The 23,261-nt window shown below is 46.1% G+C and carries 22 protein-coding genes and 1 pseudogene; 14 read left to right on the plus strand and 9 right to left on the minus strand.

Annotation, left to right across the window (positions count from 1 at the left end):
* The 4 genes and pseudogenes from F8L24_RS07130 to F8L24_RS07145 all read left to right on the plus strand — a co-directional run.
* Positions 1–858, plus strand: a pseudogene (locus tag F8L24_RS07130) (hypothetical protein); the annotation flags it as partial.
* Between the two features lie 10 nt (positions 859–868).
* Positions 869–1,759 carry a hypothetical protein gene (locus tag F8L24_RS07135; protein ID WP_294953751.1) on the plus strand — a complete coding sequence of 297 codons (891 nt, stop codon included), beginning with the start codon at positions 869–871 and terminating at the stop codon, positions 1,757–1,759.
* A 17-nt stretch (positions 1,760–1,776) separates the two neighbouring features.
* Positions 1,777–2,679: a hypothetical protein gene (locus tag F8L24_RS07140; RefSeq protein ID WP_294953754.1), complete on the plus strand. Its 903-nt coding sequence runs from the start codon at positions 1,777–1,779 to the stop codon at positions 2,677–2,679.
* A 208-nt stretch (positions 2,680–2,887) separates the two neighbouring features.
* Positions 2,888–4,045, plus strand: coding sequence for a DUF1343 domain-containing protein (locus F8L24_RS07145; RefSeq protein WP_294953757.1), 1,158 nt, complete (start codon positions 2,888–2,890; stop codon positions 4,043–4,045).
* Positions 4,046–4,156: 111 nt separating this feature from the next.
* Here F8L24_RS07145 and F8L24_RS07150 read toward each other — a convergent pair whose 3' ends face one another.
* Positions 4,157–5,788, minus strand: a complete 1,632-nt coding sequence (locus tag F8L24_RS07150; RefSeq protein ID WP_294953759.1) for a beta-N-acetylhexosaminidase — start codon at positions 5,786–5,788, stop codon at positions 4,157–4,159.
* Positions 5,785–6,468 (minus strand): diacylglycerol kinase family protein, encoded by a 684-nt coding sequence (locus F8L24_RS07155; RefSeq protein WP_294953763.1) that lies wholly within the window; start codon positions 6,466–6,468, stop codon positions 5,785–5,787. The genes F8L24_RS07150 and F8L24_RS07155 overlap by 4 nt, the downstream gene beginning before the upstream one ends.
* A 27-nt stretch (positions 6,469–6,495) precedes the next feature.
* Between F8L24_RS07155 and F8L24_RS07160 the strand changes: the two genes are divergently transcribed.
* From F8L24_RS07160 to F8L24_RS07185, 6 genes are all read left to right on the plus strand, one after another.
* Positions 6,496–7,152 (plus strand): paraquat-inducible protein A, encoded by a 657-nt coding sequence (locus F8L24_RS07160; protein WP_294953766.1) that lies wholly within the window; start codon positions 6,496–6,498, stop codon positions 7,150–7,152.
* Positions 7,149–7,748, plus strand: a complete 600-nt coding sequence (locus F8L24_RS07165; RefSeq protein ID WP_294953769.1) for a paraquat-inducible protein A — start codon at positions 7,149–7,151, stop codon at positions 7,746–7,748. Before F8L24_RS07160 ends, F8L24_RS07165 begins: the two co-directional genes overlap by 4 nt.
* A 26-nt stretch (positions 7,749–7,774) precedes the next feature.
* Positions 7,775–9,415 carry an MlaD family protein gene (locus F8L24_RS07170; protein ID WP_294953772.1) on the plus strand — a complete coding sequence of 547 codons (1,641 nt, stop codon included), beginning with the start codon at positions 7,775–7,777 and terminating at the stop codon, positions 9,413–9,415.
* A complete protein-coding gene (locus F8L24_RS07175) occupies positions 9,415–9,978 on the plus strand; it encodes a PqiC family protein (protein WP_294953775.1) in 564 nt (187 codons plus the stop codon). The genes F8L24_RS07170 and F8L24_RS07175 overlap by 1 nt, the downstream gene beginning before the upstream one ends.
* An 82-nt stretch (positions 9,979–10,060) precedes the next feature.
* Positions 10,061–11,113, plus strand: a complete 1,053-nt coding sequence (locus F8L24_RS07180) for a hypothetical protein (protein ID WP_294953778.1) — start codon at positions 10,061–10,063, stop codon at positions 11,111–11,113.
* Complete coding sequence (locus F8L24_RS07185; RefSeq protein WP_294953780.1) at positions 11,110–11,982, plus strand: SPASM domain-containing protein; 873 nt, start codon at positions 11,110–11,112, stop codon at positions 11,980–11,982. The genes F8L24_RS07180 and F8L24_RS07185 overlap by 4 nt, the downstream gene beginning before the upstream one ends.
* Here the strand turns inward: F8L24_RS07185 and F8L24_RS07190 are convergent.
* Entirely contained in the window at positions 11,979–12,539 is a 561-nt protein-coding gene (locus tag F8L24_RS07190) for a YSC84-related protein (RefSeq protein WP_294953783.1), read from the minus strand. The genes F8L24_RS07185 and F8L24_RS07190 overlap by 4 nt on opposite strands.
* Before the next feature lie 95 nt (positions 12,540–12,634).
* Between F8L24_RS07190 and F8L24_RS07195 the strand changes: the two genes are divergently transcribed.
* The 4 genes from F8L24_RS07195 (at position 12,635) to F8L24_RS07210 (ending at position 17,442) form a co-directional block, all read left to right on the plus strand.
* Complete coding sequence (locus F8L24_RS07195) at positions 12,635–12,922, plus strand: hypothetical protein (protein ID WP_294953786.1); 288 nt, start codon at positions 12,635–12,637, stop codon at positions 12,920–12,922.
* Positions 12,919–13,845 (plus strand): histone deacetylase, encoded by a 927-nt coding sequence (locus F8L24_RS07200; RefSeq protein ID WP_294953788.1) that lies wholly within the window; start codon positions 12,919–12,921, stop codon positions 13,843–13,845. The genes F8L24_RS07195 and F8L24_RS07200 overlap by 4 nt, the downstream gene beginning before the upstream one ends.
* A 64-nt stretch (positions 13,846–13,909) precedes the next feature.
* Positions 13,910–15,625 carry an efflux RND transporter permease subunit gene (locus F8L24_RS07205; protein ID WP_294953791.1) on the plus strand — a complete coding sequence of 572 codons (1,716 nt, stop codon included), beginning with the start codon at positions 13,910–13,912 and terminating at the stop codon, positions 15,623–15,625.
* The gene (locus tag F8L24_RS07210) at positions 15,625–17,442 is read left to right on the plus strand and encodes an efflux RND transporter permease subunit (RefSeq protein ID WP_294953794.1); all 1,818 of its coding nucleotides are present in this window, start codon (positions 15,625–15,627) and stop codon (positions 17,440–17,442) included. Before F8L24_RS07205 ends, F8L24_RS07210 begins: the two co-directional genes overlap by 1 nt.
* 2 nt (positions 17,443–17,444) lie before the next feature.
* Here F8L24_RS07210 and F8L24_RS07215 read toward each other — a convergent pair whose 3' ends face one another.
* The 6 genes from F8L24_RS07215 to F8L24_RS07240 form a co-directional block, all read right to left on the minus strand.
* On the minus strand, positions 17,445–18,287 hold the full coding sequence (locus tag F8L24_RS07215; RefSeq protein WP_294953796.1) for an efflux RND transporter periplasmic adaptor subunit: 843 nt from the start codon (positions 18,285–18,287) through the stop codon (positions 17,445–17,447).
* Between the two features lie 165 nt (positions 18,288–18,452).
* Positions 18,453–19,718 (minus strand): porin, encoded by a 1,266-nt coding sequence (locus tag F8L24_RS07220; protein WP_294953799.1) that lies wholly within the window; start codon positions 19,716–19,718, stop codon positions 18,453–18,455.
* 215 nt (positions 19,719–19,933) lie between these two features.
* Complete coding sequence (locus F8L24_RS07225) at positions 19,934–20,077, minus strand: hypothetical protein (RefSeq protein ID WP_294953802.1); 144 nt, start codon at positions 20,075–20,077, stop codon at positions 19,934–19,936.
* 112 nt (positions 20,078–20,189) lie between these two features.
* A complete protein-coding gene (locus tag F8L24_RS07230) occupies positions 20,190–20,783 on the minus strand; it encodes an adenylate kinase (protein ID WP_294953804.1) in 594 nt (197 codons plus the stop codon).
* Positions 20,784–20,886: 103 nt separating this feature from the next.
* Positions 20,887–22,641, minus strand: coding sequence for an aspartate--tRNA ligase (gene aspS / locus F8L24_RS07235; RefSeq protein WP_294953807.1), 1,755 nt, complete (start codon positions 22,639–22,641; stop codon positions 20,887–20,889).
* Between the two features lie 106 nt (positions 22,642–22,747).
* Positions 22,748–23,260: a phosphoribosyltransferase family protein gene (locus F8L24_RS07240; protein WP_294953809.1), complete on the minus strand. Its 513-nt coding sequence runs from the start codon at positions 23,258–23,260 to the stop codon at positions 22,748–22,750.
* Position 23,261: the final 1 nt, after the last annotated feature.

The raw sequence follows: 23,261 nt of genomic DNA on the forward strand, positions 1-23,261 counted from the left end.
GACTGGGCAGATAACAATGCGGGAGGATATGGCAGTCCAAACCTTGGCATAGATCAGCCAAATCCGGATAATGGCGGAACAAAACTTGAAGATGAGATCACAGGTAACAATGAAGCTGCCTACCGTGAGATCCTCTGCGGGAAAGCCCAGCGTGAACTGACACCTTTCCACTGGGTAGTGGTCAGTGTACCGTGCGACACGGGAAGTGCGACGATCTCCGATCTTTTCGGTGCGTCACTCGGAACCTACGGCGATAATGACAACTGGGTCATGTACAGACAGAACACGCAATATACCGGAAGCAACAGCCACGATATGGAAGAGATGGCTGCGACCGATACAATGGTTCCAGGTAAAGGGTACTGGCTGATCGTGGATGACAGTAAAAAAGATGCAAATACGGGTAAAGTCACGATGAAACTCGATGAAACGGTTTCGGGTATCACCGGACAGACATCGATGGACCCCAAAGGTAATTTCAGCGGGGTTGGTACGAATGATGACGGTTTTGATAAAGTCATGGCATATCAGCTTCCCGGTTCACAGGCAGACCGAAAGACTAAAATAATGCTGGGAAATCCATTTGTCAGAAATATACATATTGGACGTATCTACTATGATAACGATTCACTGTCAGACTATTTGCCCCTGACAGATACCGGATTGGACAGTTATGTGGAACGAACACTCTATGCCCATGATGATACAGATTTGACTTCTACAGGATACATCGGTCTTGATCCGAGTACGCCGGGCTTTGGAGATGCGGCAGACCCGATGCTGGGCTTTTGGATGCTGATAAAACAGGACGGTACGGCGCAGAGCAGTGTTATAATCACTTACCCGTTCGAGAAATAAGGAGATGAGAATGAAAACAAAACTACTATTAAGCGGTTTGCTTGCTGTGTTTTTGCTGGGCGGATGCCAGAGCGGAAGTACTGAAAAAAATTCGGCAAACCCAACACCGCCGCCATCTGCTTCGCACAACCCAGGCAATAACAATCCGGATAAGGGTAACCCTGACAATGGAAACCCTGATGAAGGCAATCCTGACAATGGAAATCCGGACAATGGAAATCCGGCACCTGCACCGGTAACACTACAGGCAGCAGGATGGTACATGCGTACTACGGTAGAGGCAACGGCTCCTGACGGGAAAGTATATGTACACAAAACCGCCGGTGTTTTCGGTGCGTTGAAAGACAGTGAAGCAGGCAAAGACAAACATGATATCAATGCTTTTGGCAAAGCAGCACTCTATGTGGTTTTTCCTCAGACAGACTGGGGTGAGAACAATGGAGACTACTTCTCCGACTACCGTGCCTATAATCCAAACAGTACAGAAAGACAGGTATGGACCTTCCAGGTCAAGAACAATGTGGTGCGTGACGGACAGGGGAACCTCATAGATTTGCGTGATGCTACATTTAGACTTGCGCTTAAAGGCCCTTTCAAAGTGTATAAAAAGAAAGACGGCCTCGGGTACGATGAAGTGAAAGACCCAAACAGTGCATTGAAAAACATGATCCATCTCGTCGATGTTGATAATGACAGAGAGTACGGCTATGGAGAGTTCCAGAATGAACACTTTTCTATGGAAAACAGGGTGGCACGTACTTTCAGATGGGTCATCGGAAGTGTGAACAGTGAAGACTACGAAGATCTTCCAACTTCGGCCAATGTTCAGGACATAGCGCCTGCAAGTGTCAAAGAAGAGGTGAAGCCGGCAGGCAAGTTCGGCCTGCCTCCTGCACCGTAACCCCCCCCAATACCGGTATGATTCACGGGCATCGGTTCCTGTTTGCAGATGAAACAGGTTTGCAGCAGTCCTACGATGCTTTGTATGGGAGTGAAACAGAAGATGCTCCCCTCATTTCCGTTTCCCAGACGGCAGACCGCTCTTTTCTCACTGCCTTTCCCGAAAGATCGGTGTGGCTTCCCCTCTCCGGACAGGAAGGAAAGTACCTTAGTCCTGTTCCTTTTGACAAAATGGATGCAGACTCTCCCTGGGCACTGGAGATCAAAAATGTGCTGACACTGCTCTGGGAGCCTGAAAAGGCAAACATTTCCTACCTCAAAGCAACTGGCTACACACCCCAAAGACTGCATTTCTGGATCTTGCACACTTTTTTTCCCATGGTACTGGAGCTGAACAGAACCTACCGCATGCTGCATGCAGGGGCCGTAGAAATAGCAGAAAAACCTGTACTCTTCTCGGCACCTTCTTTTGGCGGAAAGTCGACACTGACAGACTTTTTCGTCCGCAAAGGACATCCGCTGTATGCAGACGATTCGCTTGCCATAGAAAAGCAGGGCAGCCGCTACCTTGCCCTGCCTGCCTACCCGTACCACCGGCCCTACAGAGACCCCGAAGTCCTTGGCTATGAAGTACAAAACATGGCAAAAGCACACAGACCTGTCCATGCCTTGTTCCTGCTTGAAAAATGTGAGGCGAAGGAGAAAATAGCGATAACACAATGCAAAGGTATAGAAAAATTCCAAGCCTTCCATTATGCAAATTTCATTAACTTTTCTTTTCGAAAAAAAGAGCGCTTCGACTACTTTACGGAAATGGCAAAACATATACCGGTCTACAAAATCACCATTCCCTGGGATAAAGAGAGATTAGCAGAAGTGTATGAGGCAATTGTCAAACATACTGAAAACGGTAGTATTTGAAATATATCGTTCCCTTGTATTCAACATTGGGATTTAGCGTTTGGTGGGACCAAACCTACGGAGACCGGTGATGTTTGCTGTAGGTTTGGCCGTGCCAAACGTTTGACAAAACGGGTATAATTTGAATGTATTGTTTTCATTCGGAAAGCATTGGGATTTGATGTTTGGTGGGACCAAACCTACGGGGATCAAAAGGGGGAATGAAGCCTTGATAAAAAACATTTTGGTACTCATCTTTCTTTCTGCAATCCTCTTTGCAGGAAAGATCATACCTGCGGCTGAACGACCTGAGCTGTACCTGCCTTTGTTGAAAGGAAAGAATGTCGCCCTGGTTATCAACCACTCTTCAATGGTTGGTAAAATACATTTGGCTGACTACCTGTTGAAACATCATGTCAAGGTTAAAAAGATCTTCGCTCCAGAGCATGGTTTCAGGGGCAGGGCAGATGCGGGTGCCCACATAAGAAACAGTCGGGACAGCAAAACCGGCCTGCCCATCATTTCACTGTATGGAAAGCATAAAAAACCCACAAAAAAAGATCTGTCCGGGATTGATATGATCGTGTTCGACATTCAGGATGTGGGTGTGCGTTTCTACACCTACCTTTCGACACTGCATTATGTCATGGAGGTGGGTGCCGAGCAGCATATTCCTGTCATGGTGCTGGACAGGCCCAACCCCAATGGACACTACATCGACGGTCCGGTGCTGAAAAAAAGATACCGCAGCTTTGTCGGTCTTGACCCGGTTCCGGTCGTGTACGGTATGACCATCGGTGAGTATGCCCGGATGCTCAACGGGGAGGGGTGGCTGAAACATGGCGTCAAGGCAAAGCTGACCGTGATACCACTGGCGAACTATACCCATGACTCTTTCTACCCTCTGCCTGTCAAGCCTTCGCCCAACCTCCCCAATGACAAGGCGGTGATGCTTTACCCGTCGCTGGCATTCTTTGAGGGAACGGTCATCTCGGCCGGGAGAGGTACAACAAAACCTTTTCAGCTTTACGGCGCACCCAAATACAGGATGAAAAAATTTTCATTCGTTCCAAGGTCAAGACCGGGAGCGACATATCCCAAGTACAGGGGAAAACGGTGTTATGGTGTCGACCTGAGCAGGGTAAACATTGAAAAAGAGCGCAGGAAGCGGAAGTTGAACCTTGGCTATCTTATGGATGCCTATACAAACTATGGGGATAAGAAGGCTTTTTTTCTCAGGAACGGTTTCTTTGACAGGTTGGCGGGAACAGGTACCCTGAGAAAACAGATTGTTTCGGGAGCTTCGGAAGCGGAGATACGCAGAAGCTGGGAAAAAGACCTTTGGAAGTTCAGGAAAATTCGTAAAAAGTATCTGTTGTATCCTTAGAGAATTTTGATGGAACGGTGCCGTCGGGAGACAATACCCTACGCGGATGTATCATGTTTGTAATGACTGTAGGGTGCTGTGCCCTCACAGCACCAAAATACCGATATACCATTATGGCCGGTAATGGATCCCCTGTACTTTCAACCGTTCCACTCCCCATTTAGATACACGTTTCTCAAACTCTTTCCAGTAACGGTGTTTCTGCCCTGTCCACGCCACTTCAGAGAGTGCGAAGGTTCTCGGCGAGGCAAGGTAGTCTGCGATCTTTTCATTGAGCATAGTTTCCGACCAGAGGCAGGCGTGTACCCCTTTGAGGTAGGGTGAGTGTCCGGGGTTGAAACTGTAAGTCTTGTACGTACTGACGGGTGGGGACCAGGCATGCCCGGGTTCTTTTTGGCTCCTGACATACTGCTGGTCGAAGTAAAGGTACTGTACCGGTGCCATGATGACATTGCGGTGTTTTTTGATGGCCTTAAATCCGGCTTTGGGGCTTTTCCATGCCATGAAGATATCGCTTTGTCTCAGTTTCGGTTTGCCTAAGAGAACCTCCTGCCAGGCGATCATCTTTCTGTGATGTCTGGCGAGTATGCGGTCCATTCGGGTAAAGAAGTAGTTCTGTACTTCTCTTCTGTTCTTCAAGCCTTTTTTCTGCATCAGTTCTTTCACCGCAGGCGATCTGCTCCAGGCCCCTTTGGGTACTTCGTCGCCTCCAAGATGAATGTAGCCGAAAGGGAAGAGCCCGGCTACTTCGGAAAGGACATTGTTTAGAAACGTGTAGCTACTCTCCATTCCCGGGTTGATCGTATTGTTGCTGACCTTCTGCACGGAGCGGTAACGGCTTTTGTCTTTGGAGTCCTGCAGCAATTCGGGATAGGCTGTGACGGCCGCTTTTGCATGGCCGGGCATGTCTATCTCAGGCAGTATCTCTATGGAGCGTGCCTTTGCGTAGGCGACGACCTCTCTGATGTCATTTTGTGTGTAGTACCCGGTCTGTACTTTGTTCTTTGGCCCCCGCATAGCCGGGTAGACAGAGAAGGGCAGTTTGGTACCCGGCCCGCGTTTTGATCCTATTTTAGTAAGCAGAGGATAGCGTTTGATCTCTATGCGCCAGCCCTCGTCATCCGTGAGATGCCAGTGAAAACGGTTGAGCTTCTGCTGGGCCATTCTATCGATGAACTTTTTGACATAGGCTTTGGAGAAGAAGTTCCGTGAAACATCGAGCATCATGCCGCGCCATCGGTAGCGAGGATAGTCTTCTATGATACAGGAGGGGATGGCCCAGCTCTGCTGTTTTCGATGCGTTTTTTCACTCCAAATGGCCGGGTCCATCAGCTGCATCAGTGAAATGACAGCATAGAAGAAACCGGCTTTGTCTCTCGCCTCTATGGTGATTCGTTCTTTGCCGATGTTGAGGATGTAAGCTTCGGACTTTCGGATCTTTTTGGGATCGTAGCGGAAGCGGATGCTGTTCGGTGCAGGACTTCTTCCTTGTTGCAGTACATATCCCGCATTTCGTTTCAGGTGCTCCTGCAGGTAGTGTATGGCATTGCCGGCAAGAGAGCTATCAGAAAGATAGCGCGTTTCCCTGTTCAGATGGAATGTACCGTGACCTTTGATGAGCTTCTGCGGTTTGGGAATGATGACATCGATGTCGTTTCCTGAAGCAAGCAGGGATGGTACAAGTATACTGAGCATCACGATGAAAGCCATTGCTGTAAAACGTTCTGTTCTGATGATGCTCACTGTTTTGTTACCACCCTGACATTCCCTGCCTGTCTGATGCGAAGGTGTCTTCCTTTGACATTGACGATGTCGCCGTCGAGTTCTATCATGTTGTAGTCATTGTCCAGGTCGAGGTCGATCTCCCGGACTTCCCCGTAGAAACTTCCGAACTTTTTGATGAAACGCAGCGGGGTAAAAATGAAGAACCGTGTACTGCTCATCAGCATGAATGGGGTCATGATGACATGCACAGGGAAAAGAAAGATCAAGGCGAGGATGTATTTGAACATACCATGTTTCAGCCATCCGAAACGCAGGGTTTCAGAAAGGAAAATATGCTGCAAATCTCCCATGTTCCCGGCAGAGAAGAGAAAGAGTTCCTCATTCATTTTAAACAAATGGTGTTTTTGTGTTCTCAGTCTTTCTCCCCTGCCGAGCCTGTCCAGTACCGTATTGATCTTCGGGGCCCGGTGTATTTTGGCGACTACATTGAACGAACCGGTAGGGTTGAGGATGAAGGTCGGCATAGTGTCCAGACTGTGCAGCTGGTTGAGGACACGCCTGACCGTTCCGTCACCGCCGTTGATGATGACGTAGTCGTACCGTTCAATATCGTGATGTTCCTTCAGGGAGGAGAGTGCAATGGAATCGATATTCAGATCTTTATGTTCAGTTTCTTTGCCGATAGAAAGGATACGCATAGAACTCCTTATGCTATAATTATAGCCATGAAAATTGAAAATGAAGATGCCCTCGATAATCTTGTCATTTGTCCCCAGTGCCACACCCTGCATCAGGAGATCCCCATAGAAGACGGAGCCAAAGCCTGCTGCTCTGAATGCAAAAGTATTATGTACCGCTATGACAGCCGGCTGGCAGAACACGGCCTGGCACTGAGTATCGCTGCACTGGTTTTTTTTGCCGTTGCCAACTTCTTTCCTCTGGTCAAAATAGAACTGCTCGGCAATGAACAGTTCATTACGATCCCCAAAACGGTAATGAGTCTTTTTGAGAACGGATTTTTTATCGTGGGAATGATTTGTGCTTTTTTGATCTTTATTTTTCCTCTCATGATCTTTGTGATCTATCTGCTGATCTTTGCTCTTTTGAAACTGAGAAAAGGCGAACAGTTCAGCAAGGAACTGCTGATACTGCTTTCCCGCCTCAAACCCTGGAGTATGAGTGACATTTTTCTCATCAGCATTCTCGTGGCCCTGGTGAAACTCATAGGCTATGCCCAGATCCATATGGGAATCGCTTTCTGGGCCTTGATCGTTTTTGTGCTTTTGGATATTTATCTGACACGCAGTATTCATATTTCGGAAATATGGATGCTTAGAAAACGGGTTTTTCTCCCCAAAGCAAAGCGGGAGAACGCTGTATGATAGAGGTAAAAGAAGAAGATCTGCTGCGCTGTCCCACCTGCGAAGCGGTCAACATAGACAAGGGCAGAGAAAATGTCTGCCGCCGCTGCGGCTCCCACATTTACAAGCATAAACGTTTCAAAACGGAGAAAAGCTGGGCATACCTGATCACGGCGATGATCGCCTATGTACCTGCCAATCTGTATCCGATGCTGATAAGCAGCCAGTTCGGCAGTATAGAAAAAAGTACGATCATGGGAGGTGTCATATTGCTGTGGGAACATGGATCGTACCCTATCGCAGCTATTATTTTCTTTGCTTCCATTGTGATACCTGTCCTGAAATTCCTTGTTTTGATTTATCTGTTAATTAGTGTAAAATACCCCATAGGAAAAGACAGCAAGATCAACAAACATAAACTTTACTACATTACTGAAGCTGTGGGACCATGGTCGATGATCGATGTATTTGTGGTAGCGATATTGATGGCGCTGATCCATTTGGCCAACCTGGAGATCATTGCCGGGACAGCTGCAACCGCATTTGCCCTTTCTGTGTTCTTTACACTTTTGGCCGCCCATGCTTTTGATGAACGGCTGATCAGAGACAGAAGATAAATGCTGCATTCAAGGAGAAAAAAGATATGCCCGAACACTTACCTGAGATAGAGGAATCTACCAAATTCAACTTTTTTACCTCTATCTGGATCGTTCCGTTCATTGCAGTGCTGATTGCCGGATGGCTGGCATATCAGTACTATTCCGAACTCGGGCCGGAAATCAAAATCATTTTTCCCAGCAATGAAGGATTGAAAGCGGGACAGAGCCAGATCAAATATAAAGATGTACCCGTCGGCAAGGTTACGAAGATCAAACTGCAGAAAAACGGTGACGGTGTTGTGGTCATCGCGCAGATGGATAAAGAAGCGGAGCCCTACCTGAACCAGAATACCAAATTCTGGATTGTCAAACCGCAGCTGGATATTTCCGGTGTTTCGGGGCTTGAAACACTTATTTCGGGGAATTACATCGGTGTCTCCTCCAAAAAAGGCGGTACCTTCCAAAATACTTTTATCGGTCTTGAACATACTTTTCGAAGTGGGAAGAATGGAGAATACTATGTACTGAAAACATCCAGAGGGGACAGCTCTGTCAAACCGGGAACGCCGGTATATCTTAAAAATATCAGAGTGGGCCGTGTCGAGTATGTCATGCTGGACCTGAATGACATGTTTGTCGATGTCATCATCTTTATAGACAAGACCTATACTTCTTACGTACATACCGATTCCAAATTCTGGGTGAGAAGTACCCTGGATGCGGAACTGGTCAACGGTGCACTGGATGTAACGGTGGCTCCGGTCACAGATCTCCTTCAGGGAGCCATAGAGTTCTCCACAACAGGATTGGACCATAATCATACGGTTCCGGATACATTTACGTTTATGCTGTACAAAAATAAAAATGCTGTCAATACAAAGAAAATAGGACATACCAAAAAAGAGATGGAAATTTTTGAGCTGCATACACAAACATCGATCGCAAGACTCAAAATAGGCTCTCCCGTCAAATATGACAAGTTCAAGATCGGCAATGTCATAGAAATTACACTCTCTTACGATAAACATACCCATAATATGAAGGGAAATGTACTGGTCGAAATTGACACTTCTGTCTTTGCTGACCCCAGTGATGCCAACGATACAGGAAAAGAAAACCTGTATGAGGCTGTCAGGGAGGGGCTGCGTGCGCAGATAGATTCTCTTGATCCTGTTACTGGACGGCAGTATGTCAATCTCATTTTTACGGACAAGGACGGCAACAAGAGTATTGTTTCGGCGAAAAAATATGCACTTATGCCGACAGTGAAAGCCCGAAACGGAGATATTATGACAGAGATAGGCGGCATTGTCCAAAAAATAAACCAGTTGCCGCTTGAAGCGCTGCTTGATTCTCTCAATAAAGTCATCAAAGAGAGTGCTGAACCGGTAGCTCATGCCAATGAAGTGCTCTTGGAGCTTAAAACAACCGTGAAAAACCTGAACAGGCTTACGGGTAAAAAATCATTTAAAAAAATGCCTGATGAGATAGAAAAAGCACTTCAGGCATTGACCCGTACGCTGAAAACGACGCAGAAAGTAGTAAAAGGATACGGCAGCAATTCCCTCCTGAGCCGTCAGATCGCCGATACCCTGAAGATCGTATCTCAGACATCGAAGGAGATGCAGCTCTTTCTCAAAATGCTTAACCGTAAACCAAATTCACTCATTTTCGGAGATCAATAATGCTTAAAAGAAACTATATTGCAGTTCTACTGATGCTCACAGGATTGGCAGGCTGCGGTTCATCTTCCTATTATATTCTTTCAACTGCACCGCAGCCTGCTACTGTATTTCGGCAGACTGGCGGAAGCATCGGTGTTGAAAAAGTGACCGTACCCAAATATCTTTTCAAACATCAGATCGCTGTAGCCAGGTCATCTTCCCAGGTAACATTCCTCAGCGGTGCAAGCTGGGCGGAAGATATGGATGAGGGGCTGACGCAGAGACTCATCGGCTTTTTACAGAAAAAATTCAATCAGCCGGAAGTCTACGGCTATCCATGGGATGTGGAGCAGCAGCCAAAAGTCAAAGTGAAAGTACAGATATCGCGTTTTATCGCACAGGGAGACAGGGTGTATCTGGATGCATCCATTCAGCTGGAAAATATGAAAACCGGAAAACGCAAAGCAAGACTCTTCTCTGTTTCGGTACCTTCGGGGAGCAGTGCTTCCAGTATCGTGGCGGCCATGGACAAGGCGTTTTCCCGTCTTGAAGCGCAGGTTGCACTGGGAATCAGGAATTTGTAAAAGGCGGTTTTCCTGATGTTTGACAGGACTTCAGCAATGAATTTTATGCTACAATTCCTAACCAAGGCGGTGAAGGGGAAAAATGTCCACGTTCAGTACAGTTAAAACAGGCGTATTGCTTCTATGTTTCGGTACATATTCGCTTTTTGCCTCGGCCGATACTTTTAAAAAGTACGAGGTGCAGTCCGGATCGGTTGTCTACAGCATTTCCGGGGAGGGGGTTTTGGCACCGGATTTGAACATCACGATCAGCGGTGAAGGCAAACTGCGCTTTAGGGACTGGGGAAAGATCGCACTGGCTGAAGAAAAGATTGAAGAAGATACGTACGGGGCATTTCTCGACAGAGAACAGATCTCTACCTGTGTCAAGCGTGACAGGAACCAGCAGTTCAGCGTCAACTATGACCGTAAAGTGATCATGCAAAGGTCTCTTCCCCAGGGAAAGAAGTCTGCCGATCTGTCCCATATGCATCGCAGTATGTCCCGGCAGGGTCAGGAAACGGTTGCAGGCAAAGTCTGTACCGTCTGGGCGAAAAAAAATGTGCGTATGTGTTTCTACAAAGGTATTCCTCTTTTGATCGAAAAGGAGGCTGTGGGTATTCACTATGAAAAAAGAGCGGTCGAATTCAAAGAAAATGTCAAGGTTTCAACGGACAACTGTTCTATGCCGAATTTTCCTGTACAGAAATTCGCACTCTTTAAAACAACGATCAAACAGAAAAAAAGTGCAGATGGTTTTTTTCAACTTTTATCAGAGATCATTGACAAAACGTCAAAAATGAAAAGTACACAGGTGCAAAAACGCAAACAAATCTATTTGAACCGGCTGGGTGAACATATCTTTGCAAAACAGAAAATACTGCTGCCCCAAATGCTTGACAGCATGAAACGTGCACGGGAATGTCTTCAGGGGGCCGATAACAACCTTGAAGCCAATGACTGTATTGAAGAGATCAACGACTTCAGAAGCAAAATAGTCAAAGAGGATGAAAATACTATCGATACGTGGGACAAAAAGGCTAAGGACAGCATAGTTGATGAATTTGATGCGAATATCGCCAGACTCGAATCCCGTATGCCGTGTATCCGTGCTTCGAAAAACATTGCTGATCTTTCAGGCTGTATGTCAAAGTGAAATTTTACCGTGCCTATGTAGAGATCACCAATGTTTGCGGGCTCGCCTGCAGTTTCTGCCCAACCAAAGCCCTTCCCTCTACGCAGATGGATCTATCCTTTTTCGAATCGGTTGTGGTACAGCTCAAACCCTATACCCGGGAGATCGCCTGCCATGTCGTGGGTGATCCTCTCACGCTTCCGAATCTTTCAGCGTATCTCGATATTATACATAAACACCGTATGAAGGCCCTCCTTACAACCAGCGGGTATTTTCTTAAAAAACACAGCTATGAAACCCTCTTTCATCCCTGTGTCAAACAGATCAATGTTTCACTGAACAGTTACAACAAAAATGAGACAGCGCTGAGTTTTGAGCAGTATATCACCCCGATTTTGGATATGTGCCGTGCCAAACTTGAACGGAACAAGGAACTTTTCATCAATCTTCGCGTCTGGAACCTGGATGAAATGATGAGTGAGCGTACGTTCAATACTGTCCTTTTTGACAAACTCTCCCGTACGTTCAGCTTACCGCTTGATCTGGAAAGTATTTACAGAGAAAGGCCAAAGTCAATCCGTCTGGAAAATAAAATTCTGGTACATTTCGATACTTATTTTGAATGGCCCTCTCTGAACAATAGCGTTTACGGTGACGGTACCTGTCAGGGATTGCAGTCGCATATTGCTATTTTGGCGGGAGGGAAAGTGGTACCGTGCTGTCTTGACTGTGACGGGATCATAGAACTGGGGGATTTGAAACACCATACACTCAAAGAGATACTTTCAAACAGCAGAACACAAAACATGATAAAAGGATTCAATGAAGGCAAAGCCGTAGAAGCGCTTTGCCAGAAGTGCAGCTATAAAGAGCGCTTCAACACGCTTTAACGATTGATCTTTGTGAACTTGGTACCTTCAAGATTGAGGTTGTACATTAAACCTTTTTCTCCAAAGACAAACGCATAAATGGGATTTTTATAGCTTATGGTACTGATATCGGTATTTGCACCCCATTTGGCAACGGTTATCGCACCATCCACACCGGCTTCCCAGCCGTTGCTTCTGATAAATTTGTCCAGGGCATCCTGGCTGACGAATGCAATGATATAGGATGCTTTCTGCGCACCCATCTGAAATCCTACCGAGCCTGCGGCGATACTGTAGTAGCCGACACTTTTGCCATTAATGCGCAATACACCCTCACCATATTTTCCTCCAACGACAAATCCTGCTTTAACGACGGAAGGAAACACAAGATACCCCTTTACTTTCGATAAAAAAGCCTTGCCTCCCCTTACGTCTTTGTAGAACTGCTGAACAGCTGCGTTGGCATTGGCATCTATGATCTCTTTGGGTTCATTGATGAAATCTGCAGAAGAGAACGAGCTCAGAAGCAGCATGAGAAATGCGACAAGTGTCATTTGTTTAAACCGGTTTACAAGCATAAAAAAATCCTTTGGGTAAATTTGGAAATATTATATCAAAATAGTGTAAACTAAGTATTAACTTTTAACAATAGAAAATGCTATAAAGGATCGATATGCCAAAAATGACACTGAAACAGTATGCGTTGAAACATAAAATGAGTATGTTCACTGTTGTCAAACGTGTGAAAAACAATCAAGTCAAAAGTGAAACGGTTGAAGAGAACGGTAAAAGTGTTGTCTATATTCTTGAAGAGGACGAAGCAGCGGTATTGACAGAAAAGAAGACGGAAAGCCAGGAAAATCGGGATACCCATCCCAGGCTTTTGTCCCGTATGGCAGCACTGGAAAATGAAGTGGGATTACTCCATAAGGAGATTGAATTACTGAAGAAGCGGCTATGAAGAAGGTTGCCTATATCACCGATCCGGTTTACCTGATGCATGACACGGGGGCAGGCCATCCCGAATCGAAATTTCGTCTTGAAGCAATTGAAAAGGCAGTGGCTCCGCTGAAAAAGAGCCTGGTTGAAGTGTCACCCGCAGGCGTTTCCGAAGCCTTGCTCGCACTTGTCCATTCCCCCGGACAGATAGAACGCGTCATGCAGGCTTCTGCGCAGCATCAGGCGATCGATTCCGATACGATCTGCAGTGCGCACTCCTATGATGCTGCCAGGTTTGCAGCCGGTGCGGGTATCGCGGCAGTTGACGGTATCGGGCAGGGTGCCTTTGAACGCGCTTTCTGTGCGGTACGTCCTCCCGGGCATCATGCCACACCGGTACAGTCTATGGGGTTCTGTCTTTTTAACAATATTGCGATCACAGCCCGTTATGCACAGCAGCAGGGCTACAGAAAGATCATGATCATTGATTTTGATGTGCATCACGGGAATGGAACACAGGATACCTTTTATGAAGACGATACAGTGTTTTACTTCTCTTCCCATCAGGCATTCGCCTATCCCGGAACGGGACTGGAAAAAGAGCGCGGTGCATTCAAAGGAGAGGGATATACAGCCAATTATCCTATGATGCCTGACAGCGGCGATGCCGAAGTACTCGATATTTATACGCATGATCTTCCTGTACATGTTCAGGCATTCAACCCCGACCTGATACTGGTATCGGCAGGCTATGACCTGCACGAGAGCGATCCTCTGGCACAGCTCAACGTTACCACGGAGGGCATACGAAAGATCGTTCAAAATATTCTCAGAAGTGCAGATGTCCCCTTTGTTTTTTTTCTTGAGGGTGGCTATGATGAGGCTGCATTGGGCAGGAATGTCAAAGCAACACTTGAAGAGATGTTAACTATAGATACAGTTTGATACATTTGATCTTTTTTAATAAATAATATTTATATAATATCATTTTAAAAGATATAATGTTTGTATGGAAGTTTATAAGATCAAAAACATTGCAGGACACTTGTCAAAAGCTTTTTTGGGCAATCCGCTTACACCGATTTTGGCAATATCCATTTTATTGCTGGGTTTCATTGCACTCAATACGATGCCGAGAGAAGAAGACCCTCAGATAGAGGTCAGCGGAGGAGCGGTCGTTGTTGCACTGCCGGGTGCTTCTCCGCAGGAAGTACTCAATGTCGTCATCAAACCCCTTGAGCGTAAAATCAGGGAGATCAAGGGTGTGGAGCATGTCTACGGTACAGCGATGAACAACTTTGGCATGGTCAATGTACAGTACTACATCGGGGAGGACAGAGAATCGTCAAATCTGAAACTCTACGACAAAGTGATGCAAAATATGGACCAGTTGCCTCGGGGGACGATGCCGCCGCTGGTCAAGCCGTTCGATATCGATATAGACATTCCCATACTCACAGCAGCATTTTACCGTCTTCCGGGTACAAAAATGGATGTGGTCGGACTCTACAAGACCATTCGTGAACTTCAGACAGACATCAATGCGCTTGACAATGTGTCCAAAACAACGCTTAAAGGGGTGAAGCGCCCGCAGTACAATGTCCTGATCGATCTGCATAAACTCTCTGCCTATCATATTTCACTCGGGCAGGTGGCACAGGCCATCAAAGCCATTTCAACCAATGCACCGCTGATCGATACCATAGACAACCAGAAAAAACTGGTCGTTTTCGGTGTAGAAAACGCGATCGATACGATCGACGACCTTAAAGAATTGATCATTGCACAGTATATGGGATCACCCATTTACCTGAAAAACATTGCCGATGTCAAATACAGTTACGATATTCAAAATTTCCAGAGTGCACTGATCAGTTACCAAAAAGGGATGGATGTACATCCCGAAATCATACGTGACGGCGAGCCGGCTATTGCCGAAAGAGAAGAAGAGGGGAAGAACAAAGCGCAGAAACCGGCAGTGTTCATGCCGCTGGATTCCCAGATTACGATGACGGTATCAAAACTCAAAGGTACCAACGCCGTTTATATTGCAGAAGAGGCGATCGAAAAGATCGAAGCGTCCAGAGAGGCTCTCAACCGTGCGGGTGTCGGTTTTATCATTACCCGTAACTACGGTGAGCGGGCGAACGAGGCAGTCAATGAACTGGTGCATCATCTTGAGATCACGATTTTTATTATTATGCTGATCCTCATTCCTTTCCTTGGCTGGCGTGAGTCGATGGTCGTAACCGTGGCAGTACCGATGATTTTGGCAACCACACTTTTCATTGCCCAGCTGACGGACCAGACCATCAATCGTATTACCCTGTTCGCTTTTCTGCTTTCTCTGGGGCTCATTGTCGATGACGCCATCATTGTGATCGAAAATATTCACCGCCGTCTGCATCTGGACATTGACAAGAAGAGTGTCGATGAAATCATCATACAGGCGACAGACGAGATCGGACCTTCGACCAATATTGCAACCATCGCCATTATCCTGACAATGGTACCCATGGCTTTTGTCGGGGGAATGATGGGGCAGTTTATGAAACCCATTCCGCTCAATGTTCCGGTGGGACTGGCAGTTTCGCTTTTTGTCGCATATGTGTTCGCGCCGTTCCTGGCAAAAAAATGGCTGAACTTCAAAAAGATCAAAGCCGATGTCCTCAAACACAAAGCAGAGCATGAAGCGCAGGAAAATGCCGGAAAGGAAGAGGCATAATGGGAAAATTTGAAGCCTATCTTCTTGATATTCTAAGACACAAAAAAAAGAAGCGTATCGTCATACTCCTCGTCCTGCTTGCACTGATGGGTTCGATAGCGATGATCCCGACCAAGCTGGTCCTTGCCAAGATGCTGCCGGGGAAAAGTGCCGATACTTTCAGTATCTATATTGATATGCCTACGAATGCGTCCATTCATGAAACACGGGAAATGGCCCAGTGTGTCGTCAGCCGGCTGCAAAAAGTAGCCGGTGTGACCGATATGGAAGTTTTTCTCGGGCAGGGAGCACCGCTCGACTATGCCGGACTTGTCAAAGGGAGTGCCTTCAAACGTTTTCAGAATCAGGCTGAGATCGTGGTGAACCTTACGGACAAGCATCACAGGGAAGAGCCTTCCTTTATGATGGTTCACCGCATACGGCCGCTCATTCAAAAACGGTGTGAACCGCTCAATCCGGGTACCAGTATCAAATTTATCGAAATGCCTTCAGGGCCTCCTACGCTTGCTACCATTGTTGTGGAAGTATACAGCAAATCGGAAAGTGCCTTGCGTCATATGTCCGAACGTGTCAGCAGCGTACTTAAAAAGACAGACGGCCTTGTCGATGTCGATGTGATGCTCGATGATATTTACACGACCTATATGCTGAGTCCGAACAAAGACAAGATCATTCAGAGCGGCCTGGGGGTCGACCAGGTCAATCAGATCATTTATCTGGCTTTCAAGGGGATGCCTGTTGCCGTGAAGAATACGAAGAACCAGCAGGACCAGATCCCTATTTTTGTGCGTTTGGATGAACATTCAAGAAAAGTGCAGGGAGAAAGCAAAAGTGCACTGCACCACAAACTTTCCAATTTGCGGCTGATGAACAAACGGGGAATGATGGTGCCGCTTATTGAAGTGGTCGATATCAAAGCGATGCCTTCCAGTCCGACCATTTTCAGAAAAGATCTTAAAAATATGGCGGTCATCACAGCGGAATGTGATCTTGTTTCCCAGGTATATCCTCTTCTGGATGCCAGAGATACGATGCTCAAAGTACTGAAAAATGAATACAATATCACCAAAACACCGGGGATATCTACCTATATGTTCGATCTGAATGCCGTAGATAAAAAAACAGGGGAAAAAATACTGATCCGTTGGGATGGAGAGATGAAGGTATCACTCGATACCTTCAGGGATCTTGGAGGTGCTTTTATTGCAGCATTGGTGCTGATGTTCTTGCTGATGGTGGTTTACTACAAGTCTTTTGCACTCAGCGGGATCGTGCTTGCGGGAAGTTTCCTTTCCATCATAGGGGTTATTGTAGGCCACTGGATCACTGACAAGATCGCTCTGGCCATTACCGATGTCGATTTCTTTCTTACGGCAACATCTCTGATCGGCTTCATCTCACTGATGGGGATCAGTGCGCGGGGCTCACTGCTTCTAATAGATTTCTCCCGCGGATTGATCCGGGAAGGCATGGAAAAAAAGGAAGCGATCGCCAAGGCGACAGCGACACGTGCCAAACCGATTTTGATGACGGCAGTTGCGATTATTCTTGGATCCCTGCTGCTCTCTACAGACCCTATCTTCGGTGGACTCGGTATTGCATTGATCTTCGGATCCATTGCAGCGACAGCGGTGGCACTTTTTTTCATTCCTGTCCTGATGGATAATGCCAAAGCCATGGTTCCGGCAGAGGAGAAGATATGTGAAGAAGGTGACGGGACAGAAAAGGAGGGGAAAGACGTTTGGTGTATCCTGACGGATAATTTGAAAACGATCCTTTTCCCTAAAAAGAAATGTGACGACGATGAAGAGAAATAGTACTACTCTTCATTGATATCTTTAAATTGTGAAGGGTCATATTCGATGGTTATTTTGGTGTACATGCCGGGATAGATCTTTGGATTGCTGCGTTTGAAGGTAATGCGGATCTTAAATGTATGCGTCATCGGGTTGGCACTCGGAACGATGGACTTGATACGCCCGTGGCCGCGGTACCTGATGGATGGAATCCGGAAACGTACATAATCGCCTTCATTGATCTTGAGCAGGTCAGATTCGGATATCTGTGCTTCTATTTCGAGATCTTTGAGGTCAACAAGAACCATGACGGGCATACCGGGCATGACCATGTCCCCGACATGAAGATTTTTTTGGACAATGATCCCGTCGCTGGGTGCCTTGACTTCGAGATATTGTGAAATGACACTGATCTCTTTGGCTTTTTGTGATGCCTGCTTGACCAGGGTCTGCATGGACTTTAGCATGGCCTGTGCATTCTCTGCCATGATCTCGAGGTTTTCACTCCACTCTTCGTAATTGAATGACTTGCTGTCTGTCCTGCCGCGAAACAATGCTTTTTCACGGCGTATATCATCAAGTTTGGTCCGGTAGACATCAACCATTGCTTCTGTCTGTTCAAGTGCCAGGTTGGCCTGTTCTTTGAGAATGTCGAATTCTGCCGAATCCATTTTAAAAAGATCATCCTCTCTTCTAACTTTATCTCCGATCTTCACATAGACATCTTTGACATACCCCATATAACGTGCACCGATATATTTCTGGTTGTCAGATACTACTGTACCGGTTACGGAAATCGTAGCGGCATAGAGTCCGGATGAGAGCAGAGAGGCAAAGAGCAGGGGGGTAAAAAGTCTTTTTTTCATAATACACCTTTATTTATTAATTTGCTTTAATTAAATAAGTTATTTTTATATTCTACACTAAGGTACCTAAAAAGGAAAGTGTGGCGTCATATTTGAGGGCAGTTGGGAAAAAGTGGGTAAAAAAGAAAAGTTCTTTGAACCAGACCGGAGTCTGGTACAACAGGTTTAGAACTTATAGGTAAGCTGGAAAGAGAGTGAATTTTCACTGTGGTCAGTCGTGACAGAATCAAGTCCCATTTGGAGTGCACTTACATCAAATGTTTTTGTCGATACCGGTGCATAAACATACGCTGCATCGAGGGAGATCTGGTCATTGAAGGCATACGTACCACCGATGGTATAGTGCTGTTCTTCCGTTGCCGGGAATCCAAGAAGATTGAACATGTTGATGGACGGATTCAGTGTTTCCGTTACCGGTGTGGTCGCATAATTATATCCGAGTCTCAGTGCCCAGTTGTCCTGCGTAAATTCATAACCGAAAGCATATACATTCTGGTCTTCCCATCCAAAGTCCTGGTATCCTTTTGCCGAAGACCACTGGATCTGTTTGTAATCGAAAGCAAAAGTATGCTGCCCCATCGTATAGGCAATACCTACACCGGCTTCTGCGGGCTGCTCCAAATGGTCTCCGTCGGGCAATACGATACCAAACGGTCTTGTTGCAGTACTGAGCTGGTTCTTGTATTCCATATCGATCTTAGATTTGTAAACGGCACCGATGACCAGACCGTTCGAGAAATCATACGTGGCACCGATACTGTAGCCAAAACCGAAGTCCTGTGAGAGACCGGCACCTACAGAATTCAAATTAGGCGGCATGTTTCTGTCGGGCATGACATAATTGATGTCCAGGTTTCCGTACTGCAGAATAGGAGCAACAGCAATGCTCAGTCCTTCCATTTTATATGCCAGCGGTACGGCAAACTGCATCAGCTGAAGATTGGTGACCATATTGAAGTTGTTCAATTGGCCCGTGGTGAACATCGTATTTCTAATGTCGGCATCCTGACTGTAGTCCACACCCATTCCGGCAGTTCCCCACATACCGATACCTACATAAAAAGAATCATTGATCTTCATTGCCAGTGACACTTCCGGGATCATGTTCATATCGGCATCGCTGGTAAGCTTGTTTTGCGGCGGGAGCATAGATGGCGGTATATTGGGGTTTACATTCAACTGTGTTTTGATATCCGGCATGAAAACAGTTCCCCCAAAAGAAATTTCGGTGGACTGTACTTTGGTAATGAGAGCGGGGTTGTTCAGGGTAGATTCTGCACCGTGGCTCAGCGCAATCCCGACACCACCCATACCGCGGGCTTTGGCACCGACAGAAATGAGGTGGTCTCCATTTGTAGCATGCAGCAGTGTTGAAGTCACAAGTGACAGGGCAATACCGGTTCCGAGCAGTTTGAGGTTACTTTTTTTCATCATTATCCTTGAAGTGTTTTTTTGATTTCGAATAGTATAGTTGAATAATAAATTAATGTCAAGAATATCTATAGATTTTATTTTATTATAATATAGAAGTATAATACTTATTATTATGATCAATAAAAACAGAAGAAATATATGTAAATGTAAAGATTATGATAGTGTGTGAAAATAATAAGAGGCAGATGGTTCTGCCTCGGAGAAATGAACGCTTAAACGTCCGCTACGAGTTTTTTCAATTCAAAGTTGAGACATGAGGTCAATTCGATATATTCGAGTTTGGTAATACACCCCTCTTGATATCCTTTGTAATATTTGCACATTTCAACTTGAATGGTTTTGACTTTTTCTGCCATGCCATATCCTTTCTACTTAAATTATAAAAGAATTTTAACATGAAATTATATTTATTATAAGGGCATCTGGAAAATATTTATTTTTTCCAGATGCCAAGTCGGCAGCAAAGGTTTAGATTTTGCTCAGGACAAAAGCTTCCATTTCTGCAACCACTTCATCAAGTGTTCGCTCGCCGTTGATGATGGTAAGCAGGCCTTTGTCCGTGTAAAATCTCTGGATGGCTCCCAATGGTTCGGTGTAAATTTTCATTCTGTCGTTGAAAACCTCTTCACTGTCGTCGCTTCTTTCTTCTCCCGGGGCCGCTTCCGCTCTTCGTCCGAGGATACGCTCTCTGGCTACTGCTTCGCTCACTCTTACTTCGATGACAGAGACAAGCTCGATGTCCTCTTCTTTGCTGACAAGTTCGTCAAAAGCGGTCATTTGCTCTTCGCTTCTCGGGTAACCGTCTATGAGAATAGTATCAACCGGTGCATTTTTGATGGCAGAAACAATAGTATCGATAATGATATTCAGAGGAACCAGTGCGCCTTTGGAAATGTAGCTCTCGATGGTTTTACCCAGTTCCGACCCGCTTGCGACTTCTTCTCTGAGCATATCGCCTGTAGAGTAGTGAACGATCCTGTCAGCATGTTTTTCCGCAATGATACTTGCATCCGTCGTTTTACCCGAACCCGGTGCCCCGATGATCAAAAATAATTTTTTCATGTAGTGTTCCTTTTTTAAATTTATTGTAGGGGTGCCCCTTGTGGGTACCCGAAACATTATGCTTTGTGCAATTATGGGCAACCACAAGGGATTGCCCCTACAATTATGCCGTCGGTGCAGCCTGTCTGAGTCTGATGCTCAGCTCTTTGAGCTGCTCATTGTCGACTTCGCTTGGTGCCTGGGTAAGCAGACACTGTGCTTTCTGTGTTTTTGGGAAGGCAATGACATCACGAATGCTGCTGGCACCTGTCATGATCATGATCATCCTGTCAAGGCCGAGTGCAAAACCGCCGTGCGGCGGTGCACCGAACTTGAGCGCGTCAAGCAGGAAGCCGAATTTACTCTGCGCTTCCTCTTCACTGATACCCAGAAGTTTGAAAACTTCTTCCTGTACATCCTCTTTATGGATACGGATAGATCCGCCGCCCAGCTCCGTACCGTTGAGAACCACGTCATATGCGATAGATTCGATCTCTTCGATCTCATCATAGTCAAGCGATTTTGGCTGTGTGAACGGGTGGTGAAGTGCTTTGACCTTGCCGTCCTCGACTTCGAACATCGGGAAGTCCATGACCCAGAGGAACTCGAAACGGTCTTCGGGGATGATGTCCATGGTCTCTGCAAGGTAGATACGGAAACGGCCCATATAGTCCCAGACCAGTTTTTTCTCACCCGCACCGAAGAAGACGGCATCGCCCACTTCAAGTCCGCAGCGGTCGATGATCGCCTGGATGTCGTCTTCTGTGAAGAATTTGGTCAATGGGCCTTTGAGACCGTCCTCTTTCATCTGGAAATAGCCCAGACCCTGCGCGCCGAATTTGCGTACATAGTCCTCAAAGCCTTTCATTTGGCGTTTGGAGAAGATCTCATCGCCTTTGGGTACCCTGAGCGCTTTGATACGGTTCTTTTTGGGCATTTTGGCGATACTTGAGAAGATCTCGTTGTCGCATCTCTCGAAAATATCAAGTACATCGACCATCGCAAGATCGTAACGCATGTCCGGTTTGTCCGAACCGTATTTTTCCATCGCTTCTGCATGTGTCATACGGTTGAACTTTGTCGGTACGTCAAACCCGCATTTAATGAAAACATCGGAGATGAGTTTTTCGGCAACGGTAATGACATCTTCCTGGTCACAGAAAGACATTTCGACGTCTATCTGGGTAAATTCCGGCTGTCTGTCGGCTCTGAGGTCTTCGTCTCTGAAACATTTTGCGATCTGGAAATAGCGGTCGAAACCACCCACCATCAGAAGCTGTTTGAAAAGCTGTGGAGATTGGGGAAGGGCATAGAACTCACCACCGTGTACACGGCTTGGTACCAGGTAGTCTCTTGCACCTTCCGGTGTTGATTTGGTCAAAATAGGTGTTTCCACTTCAAGGAAACCAAGTTCATCCAGTGCATTTCTTGTGGCGATGGTTGCTTTGGAGCGCAGCTTGAAAGTGTTGTATGCTTTTTGTGTTCTGAGTTCAAGGTAGCGGTATTTGAGTTTGATCTCTTCGTTCACTTTTTCGTCATTGAGCTCGAAAGGCATCGGTTTGGAGCGGTTTTCGATGGTCAGTGAATCTACTACCATTTCGACCTTGCCTGTTTTGAGGTTCGGGTTCTCAAGACCTTCGCCTCTTGCACGGATCTTGCCCGTAGCGATCAGGACGAACTGGTCTCTGATCTCTTCGGCTGTTTTGTGCGCCTCGGCATTGTCTGCCGGGTCACAGACAAGCTGTACGACTTCGTCTTTGTCTCTGAGGTCGATAAAGATAACCCCGCCATGGTCTCTGCGGCTGGCTACCCAGCCGGCTACGGTGACTGTTTCACCGATATGTTGTTCATTTACGTCAGCACAGTAATGTGTTCTCATCAAAAATCCTATCTAATTATAATGGTGCGATTATATCCAAAAAAGTTTAGGGTTGTTACCCTGCATGCCGAACAGGAGACAGACAACAATGGTCATGAAGGCATCTTTAATGGAGCAGATAGTCTTTTTCCCAAAAAAATTCGATCCATTCATTTGTTTCATAGAGACTGAAATCGGGCTGTATTACAGCACTTTTTTTATAATAGATGGATCCTGACTTGAAAGTGGCATGTGTAAAACGCTTCCTGAGAAGGGAAAGTACTTCCTTCAGTGTTTCTCCGCTGTCTACAATGTCGTCAAGTACCAGTACTTTAGCGGCATTTTCCAGTGCCGGCACATTGAAAATCCTGCACCGTCTTCCTTTCTGGTCACCTTCATAGAGAATGGAGTTGATGCTCATGAGCTGACGGTTTCCCGTAGCGGAAGCATAGGCATGCCCCAGTGTCCATCCGCCTCTGGCAATGGCGACGATGGTATCGGGTCTGTAGGTGTCTGTAAGACGAACCAGTTTTTTGACATCTTCGACAAATTGTGTATAGGGATAATAGACCATATAGAGCTCCATCAGAAAATAATAAAACAGTGTAACATGATATAGAATAATCTTTGCTATAATCACT

The organism is Sulfurovum sp. (assembly GCF_015493435.1).
GTDB lineage: Bacteria > Campylobacterota > Campylobacteria > Campylobacterales > Sulfurovaceae > Sulfurovum.